Consider the following 12953-nt stretch of genomic DNA (forward strand, 5'->3'; position numbering starts at 1 on the left):
ATGCAACGCATTTTGCGTGATGCCGTCCTCATTGCGGCACATTGGTCGACGCAGTGGTCGATTTCGGACCAAACAGGGCACGCCGCACGCGCCGCCACAGCCACCACACCGCAGCCGCGACGGTCACGCTGATCGACACCACGATCGCCAACGCGATCCAGGGATGCGCGAACGCAAGCGCGAGGCCGCCGACCACCGTGACGTCTTCGGCCGCCGAGGCCGTCCAGTTGCTGACCGGCTCGGGCGACGTATTCAGCAAGGCGCGCGATCCGGCCTTGAGCACGTGGCTGGTCAAGGCCACGCCGGCACCGGTGGCGAGCATGCCGGCGCCGAGGCTGCCGTCGGGCGAGAGCGTCGCCGCGGCGAGGAACGCACCGACCGGCACGCGCAGCAGCGTGTGCAGCAGGTCCCACCCCGAATCGACCCCGGGGATCTTGTCCGCGAAAAATTCCGCCCCCGCCAGCACGCCCGACACGCCCAGCACCCAGGGCGACTGCGCCACGTGCAGCGCAGGCGGCAGGTCCAGCCAGCCCAGCATCCCGGCGATGCCCAGGCCGAAGACCGTCAGGTACACGCGGATGCCCGCGAGCCAGGCCAGCAGGATGCCGATGGCGAAAAGTTGGGGCTCGGTCATGGACGTTCCCTCCGCGTGGGTCGCATCTGGCGACTTACACTCCCGGACCCGAGTATAGGCAGCCCGGCCGCCCCCGCCCCGTGGAGTCCCCGTGGAACCGAACGCCCGGCAAAGTCCCCAATTCGAAGTCGTCCGTCGCAGCCCGGGCCGCGTTCCCGCGTGGACGGTCGCCCTGTCGTCCTTCGTGCTCGGCCTGCTGATCGGCGGCATCGCGATGTGGTTCATCCGCGCGCCGGAGGCCGGTTCGCCCGCCGCGCGGATGGCGGAAACGGAGCAGCGGCTGAAAGGCCAGCAGGCGCAGGTGGCGCAGTTGCAGCAGCGCATCGCCACGCTCACGCGCTCCGACCAGATCTCGCGCGATGCCAACCGCGACGTGCAGGCGATGCTCGAGGACAAGGACGAGCAGATCTCGGGCCTGAAAGCCGACGTCGCCTTCTACGAGCGCTTCGTCGGCAGCGGCGGCGAACGCAAGGGGCTGTCGGTGCATTCGGCGGAATTCGAAGCCGAAGCGGGGGGGAGCTGGCGGTACGAGGTCGTGCTCACGCAAAGCCTCAATCGCGGCGCGGTGAGCCAGGGCGAGATGCGCTTCGACGTGGAAGGCGTGCAGAACGGCAAGCTTTCGACCGTGAAGTGGGACACGCTGCAACAAACCCCCGGCGCTGCCGGGCAAAAATACACATTCCGCTATTTCCAGCGGCTCGGCGGCAGCATCGTCCTGCCGCAGGGGTTCACGCCGCAGCGCGTCAAGGTGTCGCTGCGGGGACAAGGCGCGAACGTCGATGCGGCGTTCGCGTGGACATTGAAGTCGACACCCGGGGAGCAGTAACGATGTTCAAGAACACCAACAAGCCGTCCTCGCGCGACGGCCAGGCCGTCGACACGCTGATCGGCCCGCAGGTCACGCTGCGCGGGGACCTGGAATTCAGCGGCGGCCTCTACATCGAAGGCCGCATCATCGGCCGCGTCACCGCGACCGAAGGCGAGCGCGCCGTGCTGGTGCTCGGCGAAAACGGCAGCATCGAAGGGGAAGTGCGCGCGCCGGTGGTGCTGATCGATGGCCGCCTCGACGGCGACGTGCACGCGACGGAGCGGGTGGAACTCGCGGCCAAGGCCCGCGTGTCGGGCAACGTCCATTACCGCACGGTCGAAATGCATGCAGGTGCCCAGCTCACGGGCCGCCTGGTGCATGCCGACGCAGCGGCCGCCACGGTCCACGAAGCCTTGGCCCTGGCCGCCAGCGCGGCCTGAAGCGCCTGATCCTGTCCAAATCCCCCCGCCGGTCCACTGCGTTCGGCCCTTGGCCTTGATCGCAGCGGCCGGCGGCCGCATCTTGCGCGCATGAACCTGACCCACCCCGACGCCGCCCCCACCTGGCAGCAACTGGACGCCCCGCTGCAGTTCTCGCCGTCCGCCGCCGCCAAGGTGCGCGAGCTGATCGCCGAGGAAGGCAACGCCGGGCTCAAGCTCCGCGTGTACATCCAGGGCGGCGGCTGTTCCGGCTTCCAGTACGGCTTCGAGTTCGACGAGAACCAGGGCGAGGACGACGTCGCGGTGGAGCGCGATGGCGTCATGCTCCTCGTCGATCCGCTCAGCCTGCAGTACCTGATGGGCGCCGAAGTCGACTACAGCGAAAGCCTGCAGGGCGCGCAGTTCGTCATCCGCAATCCCAACGCGAAGACCACCTGCGGCTGCGGCAGCAGCTTCACCGTGTGACGGGCGGTGCTTCGCCCTTCGCCTTCGTCGACGGCGCACTCGATCGCGCCGACCACCTCCGCGACGACGCCGATGCCCTAACGCGCCTGTGGCCGTCGGCGCGCATCGTGCTGCTCGATGTCGAAGGCCGCGCGCTCGCAGATGCGAGCGGCGCTTTGCGCGCGCCGACGGGCGCCGAACTCGGAGGCGGTCCCGGCACCGCGATCTTCCTGGGCCTGCAGGGCGATCAAGCGTGGTTCGCGCAATCGGCGGAAACCACGTCCCTCGTGTCCGACGTGCGCATCGACCTGCGCAGCGCCGCCGCGCGCTGGCCCGCGTTCGAATCCACGCTCTTCGCACAGGCTCGCGCGATGCTGCACTGGCACGCGCGCCATCGCTTCTGCGGTGCATGCGGCGGCGAGATGGCGTTCGTGCGCGGCGGCTGGCTCGGGCGCTGTGCGCAATGCGGTAGCGAACATTACCCGCGCACCGACCAAGCCATCATCGTTGCCGTCAGCGACGGCGCGCGGCTGCTGCTCGGGCGTCAGCGCAGCTGGCCGGCGCGACGCTGGTCGGTGATCGCCGGCTTCGTCGAACCCGGCGAATCGCTCGAACAGACCGTCGTGCGCGAAGTGTTCGAGGAAACCGGCGTGCGCGTGCGATCGAGCCGCTACGTCGCCTCGCAACCCTGGGCCTTCCCGGGCTCGCTGATGCTGGGCTTCCACGCAGAAGCCGGACCGGACGCGCCGACGGCAGGCGATGAGCTGGAAGACGTCCGCTGGTTCGACGCCGACACGATTCGTGCCGGCCTCGCCCGCGACTGGACGGCACCGCCGGGCGACGACGAACAAGGCATCGCATTGTCCGCGCCCCTCTCCATCGCCCGTTGGCTCATCGAGACCTGGCTCGCCACCGTCACGCGCTGAACGCGCGGCGGGTGATTCCGTACAATCCTTTGCGCATCCGGCGCAGGGCCCGGTTCGAGGTCGTCGATGTCCATCACGCTGATCGCCGTCGTCATTGCGCTCGTCGTCGGCCACACCATGCCGTCGCTGGTGGCCTTGCGCCGCTACGACTGGTTCATCCGTTGGCTCGAATGGGTGGCGCAGCAGCTCGGCGACAACGCCACCTGGCGCGGCGGCCTCGGCCTGCTGGTCGCGATCGGGCCGCCGCTGCTGCTGGTCGCGCTCCTCCAGCTCGGCTTGCGCCACGGTTTCTTCGGCATCTTCGCGTTCCTGTTCTCGCTGGCGATGTTGTTCTACGCCTGGGGGCCGCGCGATCTCGACCATGACGTCGATGCGGTCGCCGACGCAGCCGACGCCGACGCACGCCGCGCCGCCGCGCAACGCCTCTTCCCGGAACGCGAAACGCCTGCGCTCGATGGCGGCTCGCTCGTCGAAGCCGTGTTCCGTTGCGCGCTTTGGCGCTGGTTCGGTGTGTTGTTCTGGTTCCTGTTGCTCGGGCCGTTCGGCGCGCTGCTGTATCGCCTCGTGTCGCTGTGCGCACAGGGCGAAGCGAAGAAGCGCCTGCCGGAAGCGGCTTCGCAGGCCGCGCGCGCAACGCTCGCCTTCCTCGATTGGCCTGTCGCGCAACTGATGACGCTGTCGCTGGCGCTGGTCGGCAACTTCGACAGCGTGTTCGCGGCCTGGAAGGAAGCGGGCGGCGCGGGTTATTCCGGCGACACGCGCTTCCTCGCCGCCGCCGCGCGCGCGAGTGTGCGCAGCGAACTCGCGGACGAAGCCTTGGATGACGTCGAAACCGAATTCGGCGCCGATGGCGGCGTGGTCGCCGTCTCGCGCGCCGTGCCCGGCCTGCCGGAACTGCGTGATGCGATGAGCCTGGTGTGGCGCATCCTGGTGGCGTGGTTGGCGGTGCTGGCGCTGTTCGTCATCGCCGGCTGGGTGGCCTGAGCCTCAGGCCGCGTCCCCGCGCAGTTCGCGCACCCGCGCTTCCAGCAATTCCGCCGTCGCGATCTGTCCCGCCACCGGCGGCCCGGCGACGACTTCCACGTGCGCGCGGAAACGCCGCGGCACGCGCATGCGTCCCAAGCGCCCGTCGCGCCGGCTCCACATGCTCGACCACATGCCGCGCAGCGCCATCGGCACCACCGGCACATTGCGCCGCTGCAGGATGCGTTCGACGCCCGACTTGAAGGCCGTCATCTCGCCGTCCTTCGTCAGCGCACCTTCCGGGAAGATGCACACGAGCTCGCCGTCGGCCAGCGCCTTGTCGACTTCGTCGAACGCGCGCTGCATCAGCTCCGGATTCTCGCGTGCGCCGGCGATCGGGATTGCCTTGGCGGTGCGGAAGATCCAGCGCATCACCGGGATGTCGAAGATCTTGTAGTACATGACGAAGCGCACCGGACGCGGAATGCTGCCGGCGAGGATCAGCGCATCCATGTAGCTGACGTGGTTGCACACGATCAGCGCGGGACCGTCGTCGGGCACATGCTCCTCGATGCCCTGCGCGCGCAGCCGATACAGCGAGCGCACCAGCACCCAGCTCAGGAAGCGCATCAGGAATTCGGGGACGATCGTGAAGATCCAGATCGCCGCCAGCGTGTTCGCGATCGCCAGCGCCAGGAACACCTGCGGGATCGACCAGCCCAGGAAGCGCTGGGTCACGATGCCCGCCACCGCGGCGAGCACGATCAACAAGGCGTTCTGGATGTTCATGCCCGCGATGACGCGCGAGAGCTCGCGCTTGGGCGTACGGCTCTGGATCAGCGCGAAAAGCGGCACCACGTAGAAGCCCGCGAACACGCCGATGCCGGTGAGCGCGGCCGGTACGCGCCAGGCGCCGGCCTGGTGCAAATAGTGCGAGAGGTCCAGGCCCGTGACGGCGGCCGGCTCGCTCTTCGCGAAATACAGCGCGAACAGGAACACGCTCATGCCGAAGGCCCCGAGCGGCACCAGGCCGATCTCGACCGTGCGCGAGGAGAGCTTTTCGCACAGCATCGAGCCCAGGCCCGTCGCCACCGAGAAGATCGCGAGCGCGGCGAGGTAGAAGGTTTCGTCGCCGCCCATGTGCGTCTTGGCATAGGTCGGCAGCTGCGCGGTGATGACCGTGCCGACGAACCAGAACCACGACACGCCCAGCACCGCATTGCGCACGGCCAGTTGCTTGCGCACGAGCTGCATCACGTGCAGCGATTCGGGGATCGGGTTCCAGCGGATCGTCAGGTCCGGCGCGGCCGCCTCGACGGGCGGGATCGCCCGACTGACCAGATTGCCGGAGATCGCGAGCAGGATGATCGCGGCCGAGGCGACCATGGGCCCGTGGTCGCCGGCGACGGTGAAGATCATGCCGCCGAGCAACATGCCGAGCAGGATGGAAACCGAAGTGCCCATCTCCACCATGCCGTTGCCGCCGGTGAGTTCCTCCGGCCGCAGCACCGACGGCAGGATCGCGTACTTCACCGGCCCGAACAGCGCCGACTGCACGCCGGTGGCGAACAGCGCGACCAGCAGCACCACCATGTTCTGCGTCATGAAACCGATCGACGCGAACGACATGATGGCGATCTCCATCGACGTCGTGATGCGGATCAGCCGCGACTTCTCCAGTTTCTCCGCGATCTGCCCCGCGGTCGCGGAAAACAGGAAGTAGGGCAGGATGAAGATCGCCGGCGCGAGGTTGGCGTAGAGCGACTTCTGGTCGTCGCTCACGCCCATCCAGAACAGCAGGCCGATGATGGCCTGCCGATACACGTTGTCGTTGAAGGCACCGAAGGCCTGGGTGGCGAAGAACGGCAGGAAACGCCGCTGCCGCAGCAGTTCGAATTGGTTGTGCGCCATGCTGCGCCGCTTGCCCCTGGAGATTGCGCCGAGCCTAGCAGAGCGCCCTTGCGTGCGTGAGTGCGGCCCGCGGCCCGGTGGGCATGGGGCGATCGGCGCCCGTCCGTTCGTGCACCAGCTGCACCACTTCCGAAACGCGCCCCCGCGCATCGACGGCGCGCACGCAGACGCGGCGCGGCGCCGCGAGCCATGGCACGCGCAGGCGCACGCTGCGCTGCCCCGGCGTGCCATCGCGCACCGCATGCCAGGTGCCGCGGAAACTGTTGCCGTCGTGGTCGACATCGACGGACCAATCGTCGAAAGCGGCATCGCCGGCCAGGCGCACCGTCAGCCATTCGTGGTCGCGCGCGCTCTGCGAACGACGTCGCTCGACCCACGCCTCTTCGAGCCCCGCCACGTGCCGGAAGCCGGTCGCATCGACCCGCAGCGGCGCACCGCGCACGCCCGCGCGCGGCAACACGGGAATCGCGTAGGCGTCGATGCGCGAATCGCAGCGCAGGGCCAGGTGCTGGGCGAAGGTCGGCGCGAAATGCCAGCCCAACACGACGACGCGCTCCCACGCCGGCACGCCGTGCTCGCGCTTGAGGATCGCGCGGCAGAGCGTCGCATCGCCGGTGCGGCGATCGGGCGCGTCGACCCAGACCAACGTGCGCGCGTCGTCGATGCGGCATTCGCCGAGGAGGACTTCCATGCCGGCGCGACGTCGGCCGCTGGCGGTTGCGCCGGCATTCGCCTGCTTCAGCGGCATCGCACCGAAGGCCGCGAGCGCCGCGTGCATCGCGGCCACCGGCCGGCCCGCGACGTGCCGGCGCGCCCACTCGCCGGGCGCGTCGCCGACGACGTCGATGTCCACGGCATGGCCCGCGGCCAGCGCGGCGCGTCGTACCTGCGCGAGCACCTGCGCATCCGGCGCGCACGCGATCCAGGGGCCAGGTGTTGCGATTTGCGCAAGCAGCGAAGGTGCCGTGTCGGCGACCAGCAGGCGGCGCGCGCCGGTGGCGATCAGGCGCGGCAGCGCGTCGACAACGCTCGCCGCAGGTCACACCGCGTCGAGCACCAGCTGGAGGATCGCGTGCTCTTCCCGCGGCGCGAGGACGAAGCCGACGGCATCGGGCGCGAGGTGGCGCAAGAGCACGCAGCGCGGGATGCAACGCGCGAGTCGGGCGAGGAGCGTGTCGTTCGTATGCGCGGGATGCAGGTCGAGGCTCGCCACGCCGATGCCAGGGGCGCGTCCCTCGCGCGCTTCGGACAACAACGCGGCCAACGAGAGCGCGGGATCGCCGCGCAGGATCCGGTGCGGCGAATTCGCATCGATTCGTGCGCAGGTTTCAGCGGATGCAACGGATTCGTCTCGCACCGCACGTTCGCGATAACGACCGCCCGTTGCGCCGGCCAACCGTTGTGCATCGCGGCGACCCTGCGTCAGCAGGCGGGGCAGGTGTTCCAGGACTGTGGCCTCCATCGGCATGCGCTCTCGTGCAAGTGATTCGGGCATCGACAGTAAAGGAATTTTTGAAGAGAGTTCATGCATCCCCTCCTACCTTCGGTGCATGAAAAGCGAACAAGCTCTCTTTGGCGAACGCTTTCGCGCTGCGCTCAAAAGTGCGGGATATCCCGAGAGCCCCTCGGAGATCTCCCGGCTACTGCCGCGTTTCGAAGGCGACCCGGCTACGCCGCAAGCCGTTTCCACTTGGCTGCATGGCAAAAGCATTCCGCGCGCACGGAGCCTTCGCGCACTCGCTGCGATGTTGCTCATGGAACCGGCGACGTTGCAGTACGGTCATGCCGCACTTGGCACCAAGGTGCGGGAATCGCAAATTGCGTTTCGCGTGAACGCGCGAGACCAGCACGCCATCGACGCCTTCATCGCGCTGCCCGCGCGCAAGCGCAAGCTGGTGCGCGACTTCATCGACACGCTGTCGGAGACGGAAAAGAAACGCTGAGTTTGCGACGACGCGCCGCAGGCGCTCAGCCTTCGCCACGTTCCCGTGCGATCGCGCGCCAGCCGATGTCGTGGCGATGGAACTCGCCATGCCACGAAATGCCGGCGACTTCCGCGTAGGCCTTCCGCTGTGCATCCGCCACCGTGTCGCCCAGCGCGCACACGCACAGCACGCGGCCGCCCGAGGTCACGATGTGCTCGCCTTCCACGCGCGTGCCGGCGTGGAAGACCTTGGTGTCGTCGACATCCGGTGCATCCCACGCGCCGATGACATCGCCCAGCCGCGGCGTCCCCGGGTAATTCTCGGCCGCCATCACCACGCCGAGGGACGGGCGCGCATCCCAGCGCGCCTGCTGGCCGTCGAGCTTGCCGTCGACGGCGGTTTCCACCAGGTCCACCAGGTCGGACTGCAGGCGCAGCATCACCGGCTGCGTTTCCGGGTCGCCGAAGCGCACGTTGAACTCGATGACCTTCGGGGCGCCGCTGGCATCGATCATCAGGCCCGCATAGAGGAAGCCCGTGAACGGCGCACCGTCGGCGGCCATGCCGCGCACGGTAGGTTCGATGACCTCGCGCATCACGCGCGCATGCACCTCGGGCGTGACCACCGGCGCGGGCGAATACGCGCCCATGCCGCCGGTGTTGGGGCCCGTGTCGCCGTCGTGCGCGCGCTTGTGGTCCTGCGAGGTCGCCATCGGCAGCGCGTGCTTGCCGTCGACCATCGCAATGAAGCTGGCTTCCTCGCCGTCGAGGAACTCCTCGATCACCACGCGCGCACCGGCCGCGCCGAAGGCTTCGCCCGAGAGCATGTCTTCGATGGCGTGTTCGGCTTCGGCCAGGGTCATCGCGACGATGACGCCCTTGCCCGCGGCCAGGCCGTCGGCCTTCACCACGATCGGTGCGCCTTTTTCACGCACGTAGGCGAGGGCCTCGTCGATCTTCGTGTGCACCGCGTAATGCGCGGTGGGAATGCCGTGGCGCGCGAGGAAATCCTTCGCGAACGCCTTGCTGCCTTCCAGCTGCGCGGCTGCGGCGGTGGGGCCGAAGACGCGATGGCCCTTCGCGCGGAACGTGTCGACGACGCCCGCCACGAGCGGACCTTCCGGCCCCACGACGGTCAGCGCAACGCCTTCGCGTTCCACCAGCGCGAGCAGGCCCGCGATGTCCTTCGCCTCCACGCCGACGTTGCGGCATTTGGCTTCCGTCGCCGTGCCCGCGTTGCCCGGCGCGACGAGCACTTCTTCGACGCGGGAGGATTGGGCGAGCTTCCAGGCCAGCGCGTGTTCGCGACCGCCGGAACCGATGACGAGGACCTTCATGGGCGTTGCTCCTTGCGTGGCCGTGCGTGGGTCAGTTGCTTGCTCAGTGACGGAAGTGGCGAATGCCGGTGAACACCATCGCGATCCCGTGCTCATCCGCCGCGCCGATGACTTCGGCGTCGCGCATCGAACCGCCCGGCTGGATCACCGCGCGGATGCCGGCCGAGGCCGCCGCATCGATGCCGTCGCGGAACGGGAAGAACGCGTCGGAGGCCATCGCCGAACCCGGCACCACCAAGCCCGCTTCCTCGGCCTTCAGCGCCGCGATCTTCGCCGACACCACGCGGCTCATCTGGCCCGCGCCGATGCCGACGGTGTGGCTGTCCTTCGCATAGACGATGGCGTTGGACTTCACGTACTTGGCGACGCGCCAGGCGAACAGCAGGTCGGCGAGCTCGGCCGGCGTGGGCGCGCGCTTCGTGACGACCTTGAGTTCCTCGCGCGTGACTTCGCGGATGTCGCTGGTCTGCATCAGCAGGCCCGAACCGACGCGCTTGACGTCGAAATTGTTGCGACCTTCGCCGTGCGGGATGCGCAGCACGCGCACGTTGGCTTTCTTCTTCGCATAGTCGAGTGCGGCGGGCTCGTAGTCCGGCGCGATCAGCACTTCGACGAACTGGCGGTCGAGGATGGTCTTCGCCGTCGCCGCATCGAGCGTGCGGTTGAAGGCGATGATGCCGCCGAAGGCCGAGGTCGGGTCGGTGCCGTAGGCGAGCTCGTAGGCGGCGGCGTTGTCGGCCGCTTCGGCCACGCCGCAGGGGTTGGCGTGCTTGACGATCACGCACGCGGTGCCTTCGAACTGGCGCACGCATTCCCACGCCGCATCGGCGTCGGCGAGGTTGTTGAACGAGAGCTCTTTGCCCTGCAGCTGCGTGAACGTCGCGAGCGTCCCGGGCACCGGATACAGATCGCGGTAGAACGCGGCGTGCTGGTGCGGGTTCTCGCCGTAGCGCAGGTCCATCACCTTCACGAAGTTGCTGTTCTGCTGCGCGGGGAACAGGCCGCGCGCGCCGTCTTCGTTGATGGCGGAGAGGTAGTCGCTGATGCACGCGTCGTACTGCGCGACGCGATTGAACGCCGCCACCGACAACGCAAAGCGCGTGCGCGCAGAGAGCATGCCGCCGTTGGCCTTCAGCTCGTCGATCACGCCGGCGTACTGCGACGGATCGGTCGCCACCGCCACGCGGGCGAAGTTCTTGGCCGCCGAGCGCAGCATCGCCGGGCCGCCGATGTCAATGTTCTCGACGACCTCGTCCATCGTGCTGTCGGGGTTCGCCGACACCTTTTCGAACGGATACAGGTTCAGCACCAGCAGGTCGATGGGCGCGATGCCGTGCTGCGCCATCACCGCGTCGTCGGTGCCGCTACGGCCGAGCAGGCCGCCATGCACGAGCGGGTGCAGCGTCTTGACGCGGCCGTCCATCATTTCCGGGAATTGCGTGAGTTCGCTGACGTCGCGGACGGCCAGGCCTGCATCGCGCAGCGCCTTGGCGGTGCCGCCGGTGGACACCAGTTCGACGCCCTGCGCGGCCAGCGCGCGGGCGAGGTCGGTCAGGCCGGTCTTGTCGGACACGGACAACAGGGCCCGGCGCACGGGCAGGCGGTCGGCGGTCATGCGGATGCGGCACCAGCGATGTGGGGCCGGAAATTATACGGGGCGGGACGCCGGACCCGGCCGGCGGCCGCGCAGGCCTCAGTCCATGCCGTAATCGCGGAGCTTCTTGCGCAGCGTCGCGCGATGGATGCCGAGCATCGCGGCCGCCCGGCTCTGGTTGCCTTCGCAATAGGTCAGCACTTCCGCGAACAGCGGAATCTCGAGTTCACGCAACGCGATGTTGTACAGGTCCTGCGTTTCGCAGCCGTCCATGTCGCGCAGGTAACGTCGCACCGAATTGGCGACGTGATCCCGCAAAGGTGGACGCGAACCGGAACGGCTGTCTGGGCGATCGGCGGCGGCGTTCAAACTGCTTCCCCTGGCACGTTGCGTACCCGCCCATGGCCGAACGGGACGGCGAGTCTAGCGCGGCCATTCGGCCGCTGCCACGCCAAAACCCCACCGCTCAGCGGAAATCGAAACTGAAGGCGACGATCCCCGGCGCGGGCTCGACGACGTCCAGCTGGATGGCCGCCGTCTGACCGGAAGCGAGGGTGTTTTGCGTCGGCGCTGCGCCGAGGTATTCGCGCGCCGAGAACGCGCGCGTTCCCACCACGCGGCCGTCGACGTCCGACAGGCTCACCACCAGGTGCGGCCAGGCCTGCGCCCAACGTGCGTCGTTGCGAAAGCTCGCATCGATGCGCAAGGTGCCCGGCGCGCTCGGATGCGGGCGCACGTCGCGACTCAGCATCGTGAAGGCGTCCGGCTGGTGCCACGCGGGGACGCTGCAACGGAAGAGTGCGCACAGCGCACCGATGGACGGCCGCCAGCGCGCGTTGGCGGCGAGCGCATCGCGCTGTGCGAGCAACAGTTGCAGCACGAGCAACAATGACAGGCCCGCGATCGTCGCGATGTGCCGCCAACGTGCAGGCATCGACAGGCGCGCAGTGGAATGCGTGCGCGCGAAACTGGGGGCGGCGGCCGCGGTGCGCTTGCGTGCGACAACCGGCGGCGCGGCGGGCGCGGGCGCGGGTGCGATCGGTGGTGGTGCGACCGGCACGGGTGGCGTCGTTGCGACGACGGGCGCGGACCGATTTGCGGGAGGAAGCGGCGGCGGTGTCGGCGGTTCGACCGTGAGCGCTTCTACGGCAAAGGCTTCGATGGCCGGGACTTCAACAGGGACGACGTCGACGGGTACGACGTCGACAGGCACGACGTCGACAGGCAACGGCGCAGGGATCGCGTCAGGTTCGCCCGATGGCGTTGCGATCGACGGCGACTCGACCATCGTTTCCTGCGTGGCCTCCTGCAACGCAGCGGCGCGCTTGGCCGCACGTTCGCGCAACGATGGAATCGGTTTGACCGTCGCCTTGCGCTTCTCCGTCTTCGCATCGGCGTCAGTGGCGGGCGCGTCCGGTTTCGCGGGCGTCGGCTTTGCGGGTTTCGCTTTCGGCTTCAGCGTGGACAGCCATGCACCGAGGCGCTGACCGACCGGTGCGCGAGGCGGGCGGGGCGGCGCCGTGCGCTTGGCCGCTTCATCCTGCGCTTCCGGCGCGGGCTCGCTCTTCGCGGGTTTCTGTCGACCGCGACGCGCGGCCTTCGGCGCGTCGTCCGTCTTCGCGCGCGACTTGCGCGCCGGCTTGCCCGCCATTGCAGCGACGACGGCGTCTGCATTGAGTTGCGCCGAGGGCGCAGCGTCTTCGACTTGCGCGGCCGGGGTCGCGATTGCATCGGAGGCTTCGGTCGGCGGGGTCGGTTCGCTGGCTGCGATCGCGTCGTCCGGCACGGCGGCCTGCGTTGCGGCCACCGGCTCGGCGAGCGCTGCTTCGCCCGGCGTCTCCGCCACGATCGCGCCGCCGCACTTCGGGCACGCCGATGGCGGCAGGCCGGTGCGCGCGTCGACCGCGACGAGGAACTGGCAATGAGGGCACAGGACGAACATGGCGGCTATTCAAGCATGCCGCCGCGGCGC

The 12953-nt window shown here is 68.9% G+C and carries 13 protein-coding genes and 1 pseudogene; 6 read left to right on the forward strand and 8 right to left on the reverse strand.

Annotation, left to right across the window (positions count from 1 at the left end):
- Window positions 1–28: 28 nt before the first annotated feature.
- Window positions 29–634: a DUF4126 domain-containing protein gene (locus LVB87_RS06395; RefSeq protein ID WP_232900059.1), complete on the reverse strand. Its 606-nt coding sequence runs from the start codon at window positions 632–634 to the stop codon at window positions 29–31.
- Between the two features lie 91 nt (window positions 635–725).
- Here LVB87_RS06395 and LVB87_RS06400 point away from each other — a divergent pair, with 91 nt between their 5' ends.
- The 5 genes and pseudogenes from LVB87_RS06400 (at window position 726) to LVB87_RS06420 (ending at window position 4236) form a co-directional block, all read left to right on the forward strand.
- A complete protein-coding gene (locus LVB87_RS06400) occupies window positions 726–1460 on the forward strand; it encodes a DUF6776 family protein (protein WP_343223413.1) in 735 nt (244 codons plus the stop codon).
- Window positions 1461–1462: 2 nt separating this feature from the next.
- A pseudogene (locus tag LVB87_RS06405) lies at window positions 1463–1843 on the forward strand (polymer-forming cytoskeletal protein); the annotation flags it as partial.
- A gap of 129 nt (window positions 1844–1972) precedes the next feature.
- The gene (gene erpA / locus LVB87_RS06410; protein ID WP_232900060.1) at window positions 1973–2347 is read left to right on the forward strand and encodes an iron-sulfur cluster insertion protein ErpA; all 375 of its coding nucleotides are present in this window, start codon (window positions 1973–1975) and stop codon (window positions 2345–2347) included.
- Window positions 2344–3252, forward strand: coding sequence for an NAD(+) diphosphatase (gene nudC, locus LVB87_RS06415; protein ID WP_232900061.1), 909 nt, complete (start codon window positions 2344–2346; stop codon window positions 3250–3252). The genes erpA and nudC overlap by 4 nt, the downstream gene beginning before the upstream one ends.
- Window positions 3253–3318: 66 nt before the next feature.
- On the forward strand, window positions 3319–4236 hold the full coding sequence (locus LVB87_RS06420; RefSeq protein ID WP_232900062.1) for a cobalamin biosynthesis protein: 918 nt from the start codon (window positions 3319–3321) through the stop codon (window positions 4234–4236).
- A 3-nt stretch (window positions 4237–4239) separates the two neighbouring features.
- On the opposite strand, the gene LVB87_RS06425 is transcribed toward LVB87_RS06420, so the two are convergent.
- From LVB87_RS06425 to LVB87_RS06435, 3 genes are all read right to left on the reverse strand, one after another.
- On the reverse strand, window positions 4240–6126 hold the full coding sequence (locus LVB87_RS06425; RefSeq protein ID WP_232900063.1) for an MFS transporter: 1887 nt from the start codon (window positions 6124–6126) through the stop codon (window positions 4240–4242).
- Window positions 6127–6160: 34 nt separating this feature from the next.
- The gene (locus LVB87_RS06430) at window positions 6161–7024 is read right to left on the reverse strand and encodes a hypothetical protein (RefSeq protein WP_232900064.1); all 864 of its coding nucleotides are present in this window, start codon (window positions 7022–7024) and stop codon (window positions 6161–6163) included.
- Window positions 7025–7165: 141 nt separating this feature from the next.
- Complete coding sequence (locus LVB87_RS06435) at window positions 7166–7588, reverse strand: hypothetical protein (protein ID WP_232900065.1); 423 nt, start codon at window positions 7586–7588, stop codon at window positions 7166–7168.
- An 88-nt stretch (window positions 7589–7676) separates the two neighbouring features.
- On the opposite strand from LVB87_RS06435, the gene LVB87_RS06440 reads away from it, so the two are divergent.
- Entirely contained in the window at window positions 7677–8069 is a 393-nt protein-coding gene (locus LVB87_RS06440) for a hypothetical protein (protein ID WP_232900066.1), read from the forward strand.
- 25 nt (window positions 8070–8094) lie between these two features.
- Here the strand turns inward: LVB87_RS06440 and purD are convergent, their stop codons facing one another.
- From purD to LVB87_RS06460, 4 genes are all read right to left on the reverse strand, one after another.
- Window positions 8095–9387: a phosphoribosylamine--glycine ligase gene (gene purD, locus LVB87_RS06445; RefSeq protein ID WP_232900067.1), complete on the reverse strand. Its 1293-nt coding sequence runs from the start codon at window positions 9385–9387 to the stop codon at window positions 8095–8097.
- Between the two features lie 43 nt (window positions 9388–9430).
- The gene (purH, locus tag LVB87_RS06450) at window positions 9431–11002 is read right to left on the reverse strand and encodes a bifunctional phosphoribosylaminoimidazolecarboxamide formyltransferase/IMP cyclohydrolase (RefSeq protein WP_232900068.1); all 1572 of its coding nucleotides are present in this window, start codon (window positions 11000–11002) and stop codon (window positions 9431–9433) included.
- 78 nt (window positions 11003–11080) lie between these two features.
- Window positions 11081–11350 carry a DNA-binding transcriptional regulator Fis gene (gene fis / locus LVB87_RS06455; protein WP_232900069.1) on the reverse strand — a complete coding sequence of 90 codons (270 nt, stop codon included), beginning with the start codon at window positions 11348–11350 and terminating at the stop codon, window positions 11081–11083.
- Between the two features lie 97 nt (window positions 11351–11447).
- Entirely contained in the window at window positions 11448–12923 is a 1476-nt protein-coding gene (locus tag LVB87_RS06460) for a DUF3426 domain-containing protein (RefSeq protein ID WP_232900070.1), read from the reverse strand.
- Window positions 12924–12953 lie beyond the last annotated feature (30 nt).

Origin of the sequence: Lysobacter sp. KIS68-7, assembly GCF_021284745.1 — a bacterium.
GTDB lineage: Bacteria > Pseudomonadota > Gammaproteobacteria > Xanthomonadales > Xanthomonadaceae > Noviluteimonas.

Excerpts from the sequence above, each read along its gene's own strand:
- LVB87_RS06395 (WP_232900059.1), bottom strand. The coding sequence starts at position 634 with ATGACCGAGCCCCAACTTTTCGCCATCGGCATCCTGCTGGCCTGGCTC.
- erpA (WP_232900060.1), top strand. The coding sequence starts at position 1,973 with ATGAACCTGACCCACCCCGACGCCGCCCCCACCTGGCAGCAACTGGAC.
- LVB87_RS06420 (WP_232900062.1), top strand. The coding sequence starts at position 3,319 with ATGTCCATCACGCTGATCGCCGTCGTCATTGCGCTCGTCGTCGGCCAC.
- LVB87_RS06425 (WP_232900063.1), bottom strand. The coding sequence starts at position 6,126 with ATGGCGCACAACCAATTCGAACTGCTGCGGCAGCGGCGTTTCCTGCCG.
- LVB87_RS06435 (WP_232900065.1), bottom strand. The coding sequence starts at position 7,588 with ATGGAGGCCACAGTCCTGGAACACCTGCCCCGCCTGCTGACGCAGGGT.
- LVB87_RS06440 (WP_232900066.1), top strand. The coding sequence starts at position 7,677 with ATGAAAAGCGAACAAGCTCTCTTTGGCGAACGCTTTCGCGCTGCGCTC.
- purD (WP_232900067.1), bottom strand. The coding sequence starts at position 9,387 with ATGAAGGTCCTCGTCATCGGTTCCGGCGGTCGCGAACACGCGCTGGCC.
- purH (WP_232900068.1), bottom strand. The coding sequence starts at position 11,002 with ATGACCGCCGACCGCCTGCCCGTGCGCCGGGCCCTGTTGTCCGTGTCC.
- LVB87_RS06460 (WP_232900070.1), bottom strand. The coding sequence starts at position 12,923 with ATGTTCGTCCTGTGCCCTCATTGCCAGTTCCTCGTCGCGGTCGACGCG.